10 protein-coding genes, 2 pseudogenes and 1 riboswitch are annotated in these 17,342 nt (G+C 43.5%); of the genes and pseudogenes, 3 read left to right on the top strand and 9 right to left on the bottom strand.

Going from position 1 to position 17,342, the window contains the following annotated elements; genetic code table 11:
- Positions 1-282: 282 nt before the first annotated feature.
- From J2Z28_RS29310 to J2Z28_RS29340, 7 genes and pseudogenes are all read right to left on the bottom strand, one after another.
- A pseudogene (locus tag J2Z28_RS29310) lies at positions 283-1,377 on the bottom strand (L-dopachrome tautomerase-related protein).
- Positions 1,378-1,686: 309 nt separating this feature from the next.
- Positions 1,687-3,387, bottom strand: coding sequence for a CotH kinase family protein (locus J2Z28_RS29315; protein WP_211085544.1), 1,701 nt, complete (start codon positions 3,385-3,387; stop codon positions 1,687-1,689).
- 267 nt (positions 3,388-3,654) lie between these two features.
- A complete protein-coding gene (gene tenA, locus J2Z28_RS29320; RefSeq protein ID WP_211085545.1) occupies positions 3,655-4,317 on the bottom strand; it encodes a thiaminase II in 663 nt (220 codons plus the stop codon).
- 113 nt (positions 4,318-4,430) lie between these two features.
- Positions 4,431-4,528: riboswitch (TPP riboswitch) on the bottom strand.
- Positions 4,529-4,733: 205 nt separating this feature from the next.
- Positions 4,734-7,406, bottom strand: a complete 2,673-nt coding sequence (locus J2Z28_RS29325) for an endo-1,4-beta-xylanase (protein ID WP_211085546.1) — start codon at positions 7,404-7,406, stop codon at positions 4,734-4,736.
- A 294-nt stretch (positions 7,407-7,700) separates the two neighbouring features.
- Positions 7,701-8,552, bottom strand: coding sequence for a BglG family transcription antiterminator LicT (gene licT, locus J2Z28_RS29330; RefSeq protein ID WP_211085547.1), 852 nt, complete (start codon positions 8,550-8,552; stop codon positions 7,701-7,703).
- A gap of 17 nt (positions 8,553-8,569) precedes the next feature.
- Positions 8,570-10,011 (bottom strand): annotated as a pseudogene (locus J2Z28_RS29335) (glycoside hydrolase family 1 protein).
- 59 nt (positions 10,012-10,070) lie between these two features.
- Entirely contained in the window at positions 10,071-12,029 is a 1,959-nt protein-coding gene (locus tag J2Z28_RS29340) for a beta-glucoside-specific PTS transporter subunit IIABC (RefSeq protein ID WP_211085548.1), read from the bottom strand.
- Between the two features lie 336 nt (positions 12,030-12,365).
- Here J2Z28_RS29340 and J2Z28_RS29345 point away from each other — a divergent pair, with 336 nt between their 5' ends.
- Positions 12,366-12,758 carry a collagen-like protein gene (locus J2Z28_RS29345; protein ID WP_211085549.1) on the top strand — a complete coding sequence of 131 codons (393 nt, stop codon included), beginning with the start codon at positions 12,366-12,368 and terminating at the stop codon, positions 12,756-12,758.
- Positions 12,759-12,828: 70 nt separating this feature from the next.
- Here J2Z28_RS29345 and J2Z28_RS29350 read toward each other — a convergent pair whose 3' ends face one another.
- Positions 12,829-14,568 (bottom strand): ABC-F family ATP-binding cassette domain-containing protein, encoded by a 1,740-nt coding sequence (locus J2Z28_RS29350; RefSeq protein WP_211085550.1) that lies wholly within the window; start codon positions 14,566-14,568, stop codon positions 12,829-12,831.
- Positions 14,569-14,832: 264 nt separating this feature from the next.
- Between J2Z28_RS29350 and J2Z28_RS29355 the strand changes: the two genes are divergently transcribed.
- The gene (locus J2Z28_RS29355; RefSeq protein WP_211085551.1) at positions 14,833-15,237 is read left to right on the top strand and encodes a VOC family protein; all 405 of its coding nucleotides are present in this window, start codon (positions 14,833-14,835) and stop codon (positions 15,235-15,237) included.
- Positions 15,238-15,253: 16 nt separating this feature from the next.
- On the opposite strand, the gene J2Z28_RS29360 is transcribed toward J2Z28_RS29355, so the two are convergent.
- Positions 15,254-16,117 (bottom strand): LysR family transcriptional regulator, encoded by an 864-nt coding sequence (locus J2Z28_RS29360; RefSeq protein ID WP_211085552.1) that lies wholly within the window; start codon positions 16,115-16,117, stop codon positions 15,254-15,256.
- 150 nt (positions 16,118-16,267) lie between these two features.
- Here J2Z28_RS29360 and J2Z28_RS29365 point away from each other — a divergent pair, with 150 nt between their 5' ends.
- On the top strand, positions 16,268-17,107 hold the full coding sequence (locus J2Z28_RS29365) for an alpha/beta fold hydrolase (protein WP_211085553.1): 840 nt from the start codon (positions 16,268-16,270) through the stop codon (positions 17,105-17,107).
- Positions 17,108-17,342 lie beyond the last annotated feature (235 nt).

A 17,342-nucleotide genomic window follows, 5' to 3' on the forward strand; every position in this document is an offset into this window, starting at 1 on the left:
TTTTTCGCCATAAAAATATCCCCTCCAAGTTTCACTTGAACCCCCATGATAACATGAAGGTTTTTTTAAGTGTCTACTTAAAGGGGATAATACCACCTTTGGAGAGTTTTTTGTTTTCCTCAATCAACTCTCTCTTCTATCCTCCCCATGTAGTAATGCCGAACATGAGTCTTACCTAAATGAAATTGTTGCATTCCTCTCTCCTCAAGTTCTGGATCATGTATAAAAAATAAAATACATTTCTACGTAAATAAAAATCCGCTTTATAAAGTGGGATGTATATCAAAAGGTAGGAGCAGGTAATTCATCAATTTTCATGCGTAGTAAACTATAAGGTTTTTGTCGCAGGTCTCTTCCATAATGAAATCTCGCCTGCCTATGTAATTGGTTGACAATTACATATAAGTATTGATCCGGACCAATCGAAAACGTATCCGGCCATAAAATTCGGGGATCATGGGCGATGGTTTCCATGATTCCATTCGGCAATATCTTTCGAATACCATCGTTTTCATAATCTCCAGCATAAACGTTTCCTTTAGCGTCCGTGATCATCCCATCAGATGCACCCTTCTCTCCCCAATACTGCACAAGATCACTTAACTTAAAATCCGGTATCTTTCTGTCTCTTAACGATTTTGTTGAGATCGAGTATAGCTGGCGACTGGTTAATGGACAATAGAATAACATTTTTCCATCAGGGGAAATGGCTATACCATCAGAGGCCAATCGAAAGGGAGATGTCGAACCATCCGCGTTTCGATTCATCAAAATTTTAACTTCCACTTTCGGCACAAAATACGGATCGGGTGAGGTCGAGCTTGCTCCATGCAACCGTCTATACGCATTTCCGTTTTCTAAATTTACGACGATAATAGCGCCTGGACCATTGGAAGAAGAATCCGTTATATATGCGAAACCTGCTTTTCCTACACGAAAGTCAAATCGGACATCATTCAGATACGTTGTCGGCAAGACTACATCATCTGCAAATGTATATACTTTTCTTATTGTATTTGTTTCTAGATCTACCGCGACTAATTTTGCGCCTCCTTTAATAGGCTCTGAAAAGTTTGGTGCAGCCGTGTCCAGTACCCACAGGGTTCCCCTTCCATCTGCAACAACACTCTGGACACTTATGAAAGACATTTGGATATTTAACGGTTTGATCAAATTCGTTTCTAAATTCGGAAAAGGCTGCACCTGACCCTAAACAATTTCCGCTACCGTAAATCTTACGTCATCTCCCCATTTCGGAAAGCAAATAAAGATACGCCCGGTTTCGGAAACGCTAACGCCAGTAGGCATAGCCCCGTAAAAGGAATGAACGAGTTCTAACTTACCAAAATATTCTTCCATAGGTAACATAGGCTGTATGATGTCCTCCTCAACATAGTTGAATAGATATTACCTATAATTATGTTCAAGACTTTTTCTAATGCCTGGCCCTTAATCTTCTTTTTCTACGTGTTTTTGAAAATGTCCGAGACATCTAAAAAAACAAAAAAACTTCGGCGCAAGCCGAAGCCTTTTGACGGTGAATCTCCGTGTTTATGGAAAAACGAGTCTCAACACACGCAGGCCATTTGCCCATATGGAAAGAATCGGCGTAAGTTCGGAAACCTCCCGATCTTTTGCTGATCGCTGAACTCATCTTGATTATCTGTTTGCTTTGCGTAATTCTTCTTATTTCCCTTCCTGAGATTGATTACCCTCTGCAGCTCCACGACCGCCACCTCCCATTCCCATGCCTCCTGGAATTTTATTTTCACCCAGTTTGGATAGATCAACCGAAGAAGCATCAATCAGTGAATCCGAGTCCTCTTTTTGTTTCTCGGTCGTGGAAGGGATATCTCCGTCCAGTTGCCCCTGTATACTTTCTGCACGCAGCGTGCCAAGTTTGGTCAATTCCGCAACAGCTTCCTCGTACTTGTCATAGGTGATAAATGCTGTAGGGTCTTGTTTCACATATTCCGCGATCATGTTGTTCAGACTCTGCACTTTTTCTTCAAATTTTCCGTCTGCAAAGTATCCATCTACGATCTCCTGCAAATATTCGTGATACTTGGCCTTATACTCAGGCACCTCAAGCAGCTTGCCCAAAATTGGACGCTCCTCCAGGGTGACCCCTGATACCGGCGTATCAATCGCCAGATTCACGATGTCGGATGCAGAACCACCTTGAAATCCGCCAAATCCGCCGAAGGCCATGTTGTAGTCCCAGGGCAACATGCTGATTTGTCCATCGTTCTCATACAGATAATAGTTATGTCCCATTCCGGACGTGTAGCTGTCCATATTGACTACCACCGTGTGGGCCGCAAAATATCTCAGAACTTCGTCCACATCCACATATTTCTCCAGATCGGTGCCTGTGCTCAAGTTTTTGAGCGATTCAATGACACGCTGATAATCTTCCTCTGTTGTTTTGGTCTCAGCATTGTCGAAGATGGCGGAGTAACTGGATGATTTGTCATCCGTGTACACCAATGAAACACCATTGCCGCTTCCATCCATACCACCTGGACCACGGTTCCCCTTCATACCTGCTTCCGGTAGTGTATTCGCACCATCTTCCCCTGTCCCGCTGTTCATATCCGGCGGACTTGCACCATCCGGTGGCGCCATACCTTCATTAGGAGGCTGCATATCTCCATATCCTTGTGCAAAAGGATTGCCTTCTGGCCCTCCCATACCTCCTGGCCCCATGTTGTCATCATTGTTCGGCTTGTAAAGTTCACCCTCGTCATTCTTGGCTCGAGCGAGATATCCACTGTCAATGTCCTCAACAGCCAGGTACAAGCCCCAAGTCTCTCCATTTACACTAATATCGGAGAATGCGAATAAAGGTGCATCTACGCCGATATAACTCATAATGTCATAACTCAAATATTCCTTCATATAGCTATTGTCGCTAATCATGTTGTTCACAACGAGCTTGTCCAATCCCATCCACGTTTGATCCTTGACGTATTCATCAAACTTGATTTTGAAACTATATCGATCCGTTGTATCATCACCAGCGACCTGCCGCAGGCTGGAGTTACCCTTTGGACGAATCCCGACGTTTTCAATCGTCGTTCCGTTAATTGAAATATTAGCTGAGATGTACTGTTCCTCGGTTGCAGTGTCCAGCATTTTTTTCCATGCTTCTTCATCCACATCAATTGAAATGGACATAACCTCAGTCTTGTTGATTTGATTGGCATATCCTACTGTCTGCGCAGTATTCTCCGTTTTACTCTGATTATCCGTAGTCGTTTGTTCCTTTTCAGTCGAATTGCTTTCCGACTCCCCATTCCCTTCATTAGTCGAGCTGCATGCCGTCAGCATCGCAGTACATAGCACCGCTACACCGATAAATTTAGGCCATTTGTATATACTCATTGCCATCACCTCATTATTATTATTGTTGTTGTATCTTTTCGCATGTAATTATCATAAATTGCAATTCTTAAATGAATCTGAATGAGACACAAAAATAACAAACGAAAAGCTCGGATTACTCCCATCAAGCATTCTGCCTATAGAAGCGATAGATATGCCGGCAATAAAAATAAACATGGCAGGCTGTTTTGCACAACGGATATAGAAAAAGAGAGCAACATCCTGTTTATGGACGCTACTCTCTAATTGGATTAACTACCAGTGAACTTAAGGCTCCAGCCTCCATGACATCTCCCAAAAATCAAGCTCAAAGCGGCTGCACATCACGAAAATATCTTCCATCCGTTGGTACGTTTCCTCGCTACAGCCTTCTAATAGCTTATCCGTTAACGTCACAAGGGATTGATTGCTGCTGTTGTATTCAGAGGAAGCATATCCTGTGATCCACTCTCCGTAAAAAGGATGCTCAGCTGCACCCGGCTTTTGAGCAAGGACTTGACCAATCTCTGCATAGCTCCATGAGCAGGCCAGAATGGATACAAGTACTTCTGCTATGCCACCCGCATGGGAAACAGAGAGCATATAGTTAGTATAGGCTGCATTTTTCAGTGCAGGTTTTACCTGAAAAACATGATCCTCTGTAATTCCTAATCGCTCCATATAAGAACGGTGAATTTTCATTTCACCATTCAGGATGTTATCTACGTTTTTACTAAAAAACTGCATTAACTTGGGGTCGTGCGACTTGACGATACCTAGTGCAAATACGCGGGCATAATCGAACAGGTACAAGTAGTCTTGCAGCAAATAATAACGAAAATGTTCAACTGGTAAGGAACCATCTCCGATTCCTTTAACAAAGGGATGCTCGAGACATTCCTTCCACACGGGCTGTGCTGCCTGATATAGTCTCTCTGAAATAGTCAACATGTGTTCCTCCAATTCATAATGTACGTATTTAAAAACAAAAAAACGAAACATCCATAGGATGTTTCGCAGACAAATACACTAAAACAAGGGGGTTCGCATGAGCTACCCAAGTGCAGTGTTTCATCGTTGCATCCCTACGTTGGCATTATCCAAATCAGGTAAGGTCGGTTTAACACCCTCTCAGCCGGTTAAGGCTCCCTCGCAAACGGTTGTATGTAGTTGATTACTTTCTTATCCGCATAAAAGAAAAAATAAGATTCATTTAGTATATCAAGGGCTGTTAAATATAGTCAAGGCAGATTGTACCGCCCCTCATCACCTTCGGTGACGTATGCAAACGATGAAAACCATCACAACAATGGTAGAGTTTTGCCACTGTTATGATGGTTTCAATTCTTGTAACTACTGCCGATGGTTTAATGCCCGAGTTTGTTCTTTTCGACAAAAGTGAGTATTCCGTACTGGGAAGTGTTTCTCCAGCTCTCATTGGTCGTATCATTCCACTTGGCTACGCTCTGCTCACCTCCGCCCTGGTTGTCGTTAATTTGAAGATCCAAACCGAGAACATTTCCAGCGCTTGGCGTCAGTGACTGTAACTTGATTCTGGCTTCTACGAGATATCCTTTATTCGTTTTCTTCACAGCGCTTACAAGACGTCCGGGTGAGGCACTGCCTGCAAAGGTTGCCACATTGTCTGCACTGATTCTGAACTGGGCATCATCATATTGAAAATACGGTGTGCGCTGATGATTCTCGTCCAGGAAAATCTCAACCGAATCCTGATCCCATGGGTTGATGCTGTCTGTAATGATGTTTGGATCAGTGACGTCGATCAGCAGGTATAGATACTCACCTGACCACATTGCGCGAGCCACTGCCTCTGCACCTTCGCTCTGGTTCAACCGTTTTACTTCAAATGGTGCAGCCTTATTCCATGATGTGTCTTTCTTCCCATCAATCTGAACAATCCCTTGCACAGCTTGTGCAGATTTGGGCATAGGGGTGAGTTGAATCACGCCGTATTTGCTTGTATCTTGTTCCTGAGATTGTGTTCTATCATTCCAGTACAGTGGATTATAAGGTTGTGTCCCACTTGCACCGCCATCAGTCACGCGGATATCCAAGCCGGCTTCATATTCTGATCCGACTTGTATACCACCCCATGGAATGGACAATTCAACCTGATATCCGGCTTTGGTCTCACGTACACGATATGAACGTTGCTCCGCGCCCTCAGCTTTGCCCGACCGCTTAATGATTACGTGTCGGTCATCTGCTTCATATGAGGTGGTCTTGCCATTATTGAGGTCAGCAAAGATATCTACTCTGTCATTCACATCTGCCTTCGCATCCTGAACATCCACAAGGATATACAGGTTACTATGATCCCATAAGGTGCGGAAACTGGCTGATCCCGAAGAGTCACCCTTCAGTGGAGTAGACACCGCTTTGTTCCAGAGCGGATCTTGTGACTGTTTTTTGATATCCGGTTTACCCGAAAGTGAGACGGCTCTCTGCGTCAACACAGGCAAGCTGGATTCATCCACGAGTCCCCAGTATGCTTTTTTGGCCTCCAGGGCTGAATCAAACAGCATAGCCTGGTTGTTGTAAGACTTCTCATCTTGGAGTCCCCATAAGGTAACTGAAGAAATGTGATCTTTGTGTTTTTTGTACAAATCCAACAGTTCCTTATATCGATACGCCTGCTTTACCGCAACTTCATCGGACATCTCTTCACCAAATGGAATTCCGCTATCCACATCCAGTTCCGTGATCTGAATATCCAATCCAAGTTCGGCGAACATGTTGATCGTTTTTTCAATTTCCTTGATGGGCGGGGATTCCAGGTTATAGTGAGATTGCAAACCCACACCATCGATGAGCCCTTTCTCTTTCAGTCGTTTGACCAACTGATACATATGCTCTCTTTTCTCAGGGATTTCCGTGAAGTATTCGTTGTAGTATAATTTGGCATCCGGATCGGCTGCACGAGCGAATTCATAGGTTTTCTCAATGTAATCCGGACCGATTAGTTCATAAAAGGGACTTTTACGTAAACCGTTGGCATCACCATTGCTATCCGCAATCGCCTCGTTTACCACATCCCAGGCATAGATCTTACCTTTGTATCGGGTCATGACGGTTTCAACGTAATCCTGAATCCGGGCAAGTAGTAATTCTCGACTCGCAGGGTTACCCTGAGGATCCTTGAACATCCACTCTGCAGCATCAATATGCCACAACAACGCATGTGCGCGTACGCCCATAGCATGCTCCTCAGCGAACTGAACATATTGATCGGCTGCCTCGAACTCATAAACACCTTCGGAAGGAGACATGTACTTCGGTTTCATCTCATAGGTTGCGGTCAAGCTGTTAAAGTGCTTTGTGAGCAGTTGTCCATATGCGCCTTCCAACTGCCAGCGATACACCGCTGCACCAATGGGGAAATCATCTTGATACAGGTCCTCCAGAGACAGAATCCCTTCTTCTATCTCCAGTTGCTCGGCCAAAGTAAATGATACATCATCCACATAGAACGATAACGTATCTACGCTATCTTCAGAGATGTAGGGTGTTTCGATGAACAAATTCAATTCAGCGGGATCATCGCTATACTGAAATTTTCCGGTGATCTTGTGCCATGTATTCCATTCTGCTTTGGCAATCTTCACGCTGCCGATCGGGTTCCAGCTTTCGGCGGTTGTTTTTTTATATGTGGTGAGCTGTAGTGTTTGATCCGTGGTGGGCTCCTGGGTAAGTCTTACATATGCCGCAATTTCGTACTCTTGGTTACGCTTAAGCAGATCCTTCATGGATAACATCGGTCCATGATAGGAACGCTCACGGTTTGCGACCAGCATACTGGACTGACCTTCGTGTGCCTCCTGCTGTGTCACTGTCAGCCTTTCGTTACCTGTACGTGGAGTCCATCCCTGAAGTGTACCGTCTTCAAAGTTTGTGCTCAAATGACCTCCCTCCACTTCCGTAACTGCCTTGGCTGCATGTGAGACATTCGAAAATGGAAGCAATGCGAGTACCAGCACAAGAACCAAGGCCGTTATATTCCATTGACCTAACCGTTTCATACAATTCCTCCTCTTGATTTGGTCTAAGTATTTCTGAACGGATTAACATCCAGATAAATAGATTATAGTTCTTTGGAGAGCGCTTACATATAACAATTTTCCAATAATTATAATAAAAAGTTATCATTTGGTAATCTCATGTGAGTTTAGGAAGCTGGAGTTCGTTCGCATGAAATATCAAAAAGCCGCTACATATGTGCAAAAATAAAAGACCGTTTCCCGATAAAATACGAGAAAACGGTCATAATTAGATAGTATCTTTTTTCTGTTCACTAACAGGCATATAAACTTTTTTTATAATCGTCCCTCGTGACCCTGTTCCTCCTGCACAATTCGAGCAATGTGAATCATTAAATATAATAATTCCTCGTTTGATATGGAGATATCCAGCATATTTTGCACGTAGGTTTTGATCATCTCCGCACACTTATATTCAAGCGGGTGCTCCTTCACCATGTGTTGAAATATAAAATCTTTCGCCGAATTGCCCAGACGCCCTTCTTGTAAACGCTGGATGAAGAATTGCAGATGTGTGACAAGTCTCACATAATGGATGGAATTTTTGTTCAATTGCATATCAAAGGTGTATTGTATCAGGTTAAAAATATCTTTTAACATCTTAACGGATTGCATCGTGCGCTCCATATTCTGTTCATGCGTTTGGGCATTCACGAAATGAAAAGCGATATTCCCTGCTTCTTCTTCCGGCAGTTCAATACCCAGTTCTAGATTCAGCATCTGAACGGCTTCAAGGCCCAGTTCGAATTCGACAGGATGAAACCTCTGGATCTCCCATAACATGCGATTCTGTAATGCTACACCTTTTTTCCATCGTTCAATGGCAAACGACAAGTGATCCATAAGCGTAAAGAAGATTTGATCGTCAAGAGACAGCTTTTCTTTTGCATTGTTAATCAGTTTGTTTATGACATTCACATGTTTTTCGGGCATGTTTTCGATGGTTCGTACGTAAGCCTGGGCAGACGGATTATTTTGCAGAATGAATCGTTTCTGGATGTGCTCCTCATCCATTCGCTCGCCGACTTTGCCTTTGAATGCCAACCCTTTTCCCATGACAATCATCTCTTGCCCCTGTTCATCTTTGGTCAGAAGCAAGCTGTTATTTAATATTTTGATTACTCTCATGCATTCATCACGATCCTTTATTCTTTCGTGACCGCCTGATCCGAATTTCCGATACATCTGCCATTCTGTTTAATGACCTCTTGATACCACGAGAAGCTTTTCTTCTTCAAACGCTTCAAGTCTTTCAGATCCTGTTCACCGCGGTTTACATAGATCATTCCATAACGTTTCCCATACCCCTGATGTGTGCTTACCACGTCAATAACGGACCAAGGGCAATAACCAATCACATCTACTCCATCTGTTAGAGCCAGTCTGATCTGTTCCAGATGTTTCTCGATAAAATCAATCCGGTACGTATCGTTAATGGTGTTATCTGCCTCAAGTACATCCGAGGCTCCAATGCCATTTTCCGTAATTAGAATAGGGAGACCATACCGTTCACATACCTTACGCAATGTCAGCCTTAGGCCAACCGGGTCGATGACCCAACCATATTTTGTTTTTTCGGTATAAGGATTCTCCGCTGCCCGGTAAACTCCCTGCTCACCAAGCATAATTTGCTGATCCCCTGCACGAGCTGTAACATCCGACGCATCTCCGATACTGGCGGCAATGGTTGCCGTCGAGTAGTAGTTGATTGCTACCAGATCGGGGCGGCCAGACTGGATATCTTCCATGTCAACCTGCTCAATAACCGGCTCTATGCCGCGTTCCTGTAAATAACTCCAGAATAATGGATTATACCGTCCCCACACCGATAAGTCGAGAAAACCCCATCCACGAATCGTCTCCCAGTTATGAGCAGCGATTGCATCGGCTGTTTGGAAGTTGCCTGGTACATGGAAGTCATGTTTAATGCAGGACCAATCTTGCCTTGCGGGAGCATATCATGAAATAGTCGCATCGTTCTGCCTTGAGCTACAAACATGTGATGATTTTGCTGATACAGTTCCTTATTGGATGGCAAACGCCCGCCTTTTGGTGTACCAATAGCACCGGGATGAAGAATCATCGTATTTTGCTCATTAATGGTCAACCAATATTTCACTTTATGCCCGTAATGCTCAAACAAGATACGCCCATACTCGACGAAGGCATCGATCGTCCCCCGGTTGTTCCATCCTCCGTTTTTCTCAAGCTCGTAGGGTAAGTCGAAATGGTACATGGTCACAATGGGCTCAATACCATGAAGGAGCAATTCGTCAATCAATTGGTGATAAAAGTCGAGTCCCTTCTTATTAACAGCTCCTGTGCCTGAAGGCAAGATTCGAGTCCATGCAATTGAAAAACGATATGCTTTGAGGCCTAGCTCTGCAAAAAGCTTCACGTCTTCTCTGAATCGGTGATAGTGATCGCTCGCAACTGTGAAATCGGCGGTTCCAGCCGGATGATCACACATATCGATGACGGACAGGCCTTTGCCATCTTCGTTCCAGGCTCCCTCCACTTGATAGGCCGAGGTAGAGCCTCCCCACAGAAATTCATTGGGGAATGGTTTGATGTGTTGATATAACATCTCAAACACTCCTTCATTTTAATGTTGATCAAGTTATATGACGTATCGTATTACGTTTGTTACGAAAGGTGGATAATGGTCGCCCCAACCTCCACAGGACTCTGCTTCTCCAGCTTAATGTCCGGGAAACGATCCGAATTGGCGATAATGATCGGGGTTATGACTTCATACCCTTCTGCCTTGATGGCATCGATATCAAAGCGGATCAACAAGTCACCCCGTTGTACGCGATCCCCTACTTTAATGGAAGAGTTGAAATGTCGCCCCTTCAGGTTGACGGTATCCACTCCAATATGAATGAGCACCTCTTCTCCATCATAACCATTTAATTTGACCGCATGTTTGGAGTCCATGAAAGCCGTAACTTCACCTGTGATTGGTGCATACAGTTCTCCTTTGGCAGGAATAATGGCAGCACCCTTACCCAGTAATCCCAACGAGAAGACATCGTCTGGTACACGGTCTAGATGGACTAATTCCCCTTGCATCGGGCTGGCGATCGTAAGTGGGCATAATTCATTTTGGCTCGGTACATTTGAATTTGTTATTGTAGAAGACTGTGTGCTTGGGCTGTTGTCTTGAACAGGCTGCGCGGAAAGTGTCTTGTCATCGTTAACGTTGGTATTTCCTTCTTCTTCATCGTCCACTGGATCTTCAAAACCAATGATCCATGTCAGAGCAAAGGTAACGATAAAAGCGATCAGACAAGTCACAATGGCATGAACGATGTTCATCGGATTGCTGCCAATGAATGCAGGTAACGCGGCAAGACCCGGAGAAACGAAGGCATAACGTACTAATCCAGTCAGACCAGCATATATCCCTGCTACACCACCACCAATCATTGCGGCAATTAAGGGTTTCTTCAGTTTCAGCGTTACACCGTACAAGGATGGTTCCGTGATGCCCAGCACAGCGGTGAAACCGGATGAAGCAGCGAGCTGTTTCAGTTTTTTGTTTTTTGTTTTCAATGCTACAGCAAGGGTGGCCCCACCTTGAGCAATATTGGACGCGAGCATTCCCGGACCGTTGATCATTTCATATCCATTTTTGGTTAGTTGGCTAGTTGCAATCGGCGTCATCGCCCATGCAGTGCCTGTTACGATCAGGAATGGTTGCAAAGTTCCCATTAACAAAGGAATCAGCCAACTGGCTCTGGAATTAATCGCTTCTGCACCCATCGCAACCAGATCATTCAGGTACGTTCCGAAAGGCCCAATCGCCACCAATGCAAGTGGTGCTGTAATCAATAGTACAATCATTGGTTTCGTGAAAAATTTGATCATTGAGGGCGATACCCGATCCGCGAAACGTTCAATATAGGACATGAGCCAAACGACGATAATAATCGGCAGCACGGAGCCCGCGTAATCGGTTAGTCGAACTGGAACACCGATGAAAAACACGTCTTTTCCTTCCGCCATCAGGGCGCTCCATCCCGGGTGTAACAACACGCCGGCAACTGTCATCGCCAGAATGGGACTAGTTTCAAATTTAATGGAAGCTCCATAAGCCAGCAGAATAGGCATGAAATAAAAAGCCGCGTCCACAATGGTATTAAGGATATAGTAGTTTTGGCTTTCTGTCGTTACAAGGCCTGTCAGCACAAGTACGGCTAATATCGCTTTGATCATACCCGCGCCAATGATTGCCGGAATTACCGGAGTAAATGTTGTTGAGATCACGCTGATGAATCTGGAGATCCAGCTCTGTTTTTGTTTTGGTCCGTTATTTTGGCCGGAATCCGATTTGGATTCCGCACTTCGGGTAGCCGAACCCATCTGCTGAGTGATAACTCGGTAGACCTGCTGCACCTCATTGCCTACAACGACCTGGTATTGTCCACCATTGTTCACAACGGTAATGACACCTGGAAGTGCTTTGAGTTTTTCTGTATCCGCTTTGGAGATGTCGTGCAGTTCGAACCGAAGTCGAGTTGCGCAGTGCGTAAGCCGAGCGATATTATCTTTCTTCCCAACCAATTCCGTTATCTCTTGTCCCAACTTGCGATAATCCATACCAATGCCTCATTTCTGAATTTGGATATAAAAAAAGACCAAAACGATATGCCTTCCCCTACTCACATAAGGAAAATGCAAAATCATTTTGGTCATGCCTGCTTTACCAGTAACAGCCAAACACTGCTAATATTCAATTCGTTATCGATGTAAACGTTTACTGGATCATAATATCACACAATAAATTAGTTAGCAATCACTTTATTCGACATTTTTCTGCAATTTAATTTGCTTGATTCGACTTGATTATTAGCGGCCTTCTATAGGCTTCCACCCATTCCCCTTCTCAATTGCCTACATACAATACATTAGACTAATGAACAGGAGTGATGTGATATGACATTTTTACCTCCTTTTGGACCTGGTGGAGGGTTTGGCGGACCTGGGGGTCCCGGAGGACCAGGAGGACCCGGCGGACCCGGCGGATTTCCTGGTCCGCCATCGTTCCCCGGGGGTGGAGGCGGCGGACCACAAGGCGTGCAGGCACCTACAGGGCCGCCACCATCATTCATTCCACAGCAACCCGCTTCGTTATATGCGGTAGATCCAAGAGCCATATCCGGTTGCCTGTTTCGCTACACATATATTTGGCCGGATCGTGGTCAGGGCTTCTGGATGTACCCGGTATTTGTAGGTAGAAATTCAGTGGCTGGCTTCCGTTGGAATGGCTTCTTCTGGCTATACACCGGCATTGATCTGCAGCGAATCAGCTCGTTTAGCTGTTTCTAGAAGTAAATCCCCCTGTATGTGGATTAATCCACATACAGGGGGATTTAGATTTATGGAATATTCACCTTGTCTAAAGCAGCTTAATCAGCTTTTCCAGCTCATCAACCAGACTCTTTGCAAGTTCAAAATTAGTATCTTTTAAAGCCAATTCAATTTTCATTTCAACAGACTTTTTCTTTTGTTCATTTTCTAGATAGTTTTCATCAAAATGACTCGTATAAATCATCTGTCTGAATTCTTCTATACTCATTTTACTAATCGTTTTGTCCTCGATAATTAAAACATAATCCATGCCATTTACAACCGAATAGAAATCATGAGAAATCATGATAATCGCACCTTTGTAGTCCTCAATGGCTTTCTCCAATGCGATTTGTGTATAGATGTCTAAATGGCTTGTCGGTTCATCCAGGAGCAATACGTTGGCCTGACTGGCAGAAACTTTAGCCAATTGAAGCATGTTTTTTTCTCCGCCAGATAACGATTCAATCTTTTGATCAAGGATTTCTCCTTCAAAGCCATAGTTTGGAAGATACGATCTAATCTCGTCATACGTTTGGAACCCGGAATCAATGAATTCATTTAGGATGGTATTCGAATCTTTTAGCATTTCGCCTTGAACCTGAGATAAATAGGCCACTTTAACATCAGCATTTATTTCAATGGAATCCTGATTATTTTTAAAGATTTCTCGGAGTAAAGTCGTTTTCCCGGTACCGTTAGGACCGATCAGGGCTACTTTATCTGTAGATTTGATCTCAAAGTTCACATTTTCCAAAAGCAACTCGTCAAAGGAAACGTTATAGTTATTGACGTTAACCACAACGGTGTCTTCCATTTCCTTATCGATTCCAAAACGGATATTCGGCTGTTTGATATCGACAAATGGCTCTTTTATTCGACGTGCTTCCAATCTCTCTTGAAACTTGACTCTGGCTTTTAACGCTCTTCCTCTGGAGGCTTCCGAATTATACGTGGCGATCTCTCTAAGATTGTCGATGATGTGATCATATCTCTCAATTTCTTCAGCTTCAGCAACTGCGATTTCTTGCAGTTCGATCTTAGACTGAAGCAGTGAGAAGTTATAATCGATATATCGCCCGTCAAACTCTTGGAGCTCTGTGTTTTCAAGGTGTATGATTTTGTTGAAACAATGGTTCAACAGATATCGGTTGTGCGTAACGACCAGCAACATTCCCTTGTGTGTGTTAATCAATTTTTTAAGCGCGTTCAGGTTTTCAAAGTCTAAAAATACATCAGGTTCGTCCATTATCATGAAGTCTGGACGATTCAGCATTTCCTTCATCACTTGAATAAGTTTGAATTCCCCACCGCTTATTGCGGATATACTAAGATCTTTGAGCTTCATGAGGTTGGCAAGGTTTAACTGTTTATTGATGTTTTTTTCGAAATTGTCCCCATCCATCGCTTCGAAGGCATCCAAAGCCAATTGAAGCTTTTCCATCAGGGAATCCATATCCGATGTGGTGGCCATCTCCGCATAAATCGCTGTAATTTCATCTTGTATCTTGATGAATTCTTCTGCGATATATTCAAAAACGGTCATATCTTTTGTTTTGTCTACTTGCAAAAACTGACTCACATACCCGATTCTGCAATCGGGGTCTATCTCTAACTTGCCCTCGAACAAATATCGTTCCGGATCCATCAGGATATCGATCAATGTACTTTTCCCACTGCCGCTTGTTCCGATAAAAGCACAATGTTGTGCCTCTTCAAACGTAAATGAAATGTTTTTATATAGTTCCTTTTGTGGAAATGAGAAGGATAGGTTTTCAACTTTTATCATAGTGTTACCTTTCTTTACAACTAAATTGGTGGCTAATATTAAATATATTGTCGAACACAGACTTTTAGAGTAACACTGTTTACCACCAAGTACAATTGATTTTTAGCCCTTACCCTCACTTTGAAACTCTAATACGTTCTATAGAATGATGGCTAGTGGACGGTGGTTACTTCATAAAACACTACTGACATACTGTTGTCAGTAGTGTATTTGTATAGTTGGAGTAAGCAATTGTATTACTTATTATAGGAAGGATGATATCTCGTGAATTTTGCTTCTGTGCGCATCATTACTGATGACGTGGATCGTCTTGCCGAGTTCTATGAGAAAATCACGGGTGTTTCAGCAGAACGCCCTGCACCTGTCTTTGCCGAACTCGTTATGCCATCGTGCACTCTAGCGATCGGCCACTCCCAGACGGTGCAACTGTTGGGCGCTGGTTCCGCTGTGGCGGCCAACAATCATACTGTCATTATTGAGTTCCACGTCCACGATGTCGATGCCGAATACGAGCGCTTGAAGCCGTTTGTTGATGAGTGGGTAAAGGAACCTACCACAATGCCGTGGGGGAATCGTGCTGTGCTGTTTCGCGATCCTGACGGTAATCTTGTTAATCTCTTCACGCCGGTGACCGAGGAAGCAATCCAACGGTTCAGTCTTAGGCGTTAAGGACAGTTGAAATGAGCTACCATAGGGAGGCATGCTTTCTAACGATCTCAATAAATGCTTCTACTTGGGGAGAGATCCACTTGTTTTTGGGATACAGCAACTGTGTAGCTAGATTTTGTTTGTACTGCTGACCTGAAAGTTTTTCTTCCTTCAGCTCCTTCTCTACCGTAATTCGAGGTAACAAGGATATGCCCATACCGCTCAATATCGACTGCTTCACAGCTTCAATACTCCAGAATTCAATATTGGAAGTAATTCCAATCTGATACTCCTCAATGCATTGTTCAAACAATGTGCGATAACCGCAACCTCTTTCGGTAAAAAGTAAATTGCTTCGTACGATGTCCCGTTGTAGCTCAAATGAATTGGGGTACAGCAGCATCATGGGCTCCTCAGCCAATTTCTCACTGTACAGATTGGGATCATGCACCTCTGTCCCCAGCATGAAGGAAATATCACTTTTACCTTGCATCAAATTCTCTTTATATTGTACGGAATCTAATTGGTGCCATTCGATATTGACATGGGGATGCAATTTTTTGAACTCTTCAATAATAGGAGGAAAACGATAGATCAACAACGTTTCCCCAATACTGATCACGATATTACCTGTTAATTCCCCTTGTGCAGCAGTCACTTCCTTAATCATGTGATACAGCTCAAGCATTTTTTGTGCATGTGGCAATAATTTTTTTCCGGTCTCCGTTAAAATAACCCGCTTACCAATTCGATCAAATAAAGGGTAGTTAATTTCCTCTTCCAACGCCTTAATATGCAATGTAATTGTAGATTGCGCGTATCCAAGATGCTCAGCAGCTTTGGTAAATCCCTCGTGTTCCACAATTGTAATAAATGTGACCAAATGACGTATTTCCATCATTGGCTCCCTTCTTTTTAACATCATTAAAACTGATCGTTTACATATAAACTATCAATTTCACTAATGGAAAGCAATCGTTTATATTCAATGTAGCTCATTAAGAGCCCATTTCATTTTTAATCTCAATCGTTTATGAAGGGAGTAATCACTATGCAAACAGCAGCAACGTCATCCATCTTGATTAATGGATATCGAATCGCTTATGAGCAATACGGAGAAGGCTCTCCCATATGGCTCCTTCATGGAACACCGTCTTATAGCTATGAATGGAGAAAAGTAATACCCGCTCTGGTTCAAAAAGGGTACAAAGTCTACGTTCATGACCTTCTGGGATATGGAGCATCCGAAAGACCACTCGAGGCAGATACTTCTGTGGCAGCACAATATACGCTGTTTAGTCAGCTTTTAAACGAACTTGGAATGGATCGTTTACATGTCGCAGCCCACGATCTAGGTGGAATTGTTGGTCTCCAACTGGCTCAGGAACAACCTGAGCGTGTACAATCGCTTACGTTACTCAACATGCCCAGCTATGATTCGTGGCCCTCACCAACCTGGAAGAAAATTATCGAAGAACAGCTTGAACAGGTTGAACAAATGCCCCGTGCTGATTTTGATACCATGCTAAAGAAACAATTACCCATGGCAGTGTATAATAAAGAGCTTATGACTGGCGATACACTGGATGAATATCTGGCACCTCATGTGGGCCCATTAGGGAAAGCATCTTTTTTCTCCCATCAGGTAGCTCACTATAATGCAAAATATACTGAATCCTATGGAACAGATTTACCCAAGCTGAAGGTCCCTGTTCAAATTCTATGGGGAGAGGAAGATGAATGGCAGCCCCTCGCTTATGCAAAAAGGCTTGTCCAGGATATTCCCCATGCCTATCTGCATGTCATTCCCAAAGCTGGTCATTTTGTCATGGAAGATGAACCTGAGCAATGTTCAGATTATATCGACCGTTTCTGCAATGAACATTCATGAGTAGGTTTGTATATTGAACAGAATGTCTTAGAGAAAAATTAAGCGTTCCACTGGCATAAAGCTGGTGGAGCTTTTTTTGGTTAATGACAACGTTTCTTGATGCAAGACGTAACTTCTACATTCGGTTTGGTGCACTTGCACCACAAATGATCATATTCTCCTGCGTATACGTATATGTATATACAAATTTAGTATTAGTCTTCATTTCCCTCTTCAATTTTACGATAAATAGTAT

It is taken from the genome of Paenibacillus xylanexedens (genome assembly GCF_017874615.1).
Taxonomy (GTDB): domain Bacteria; phylum Bacillota; class Bacilli; order Paenibacillales; family Paenibacillaceae; genus Paenibacillus; species Paenibacillus xylanexedens.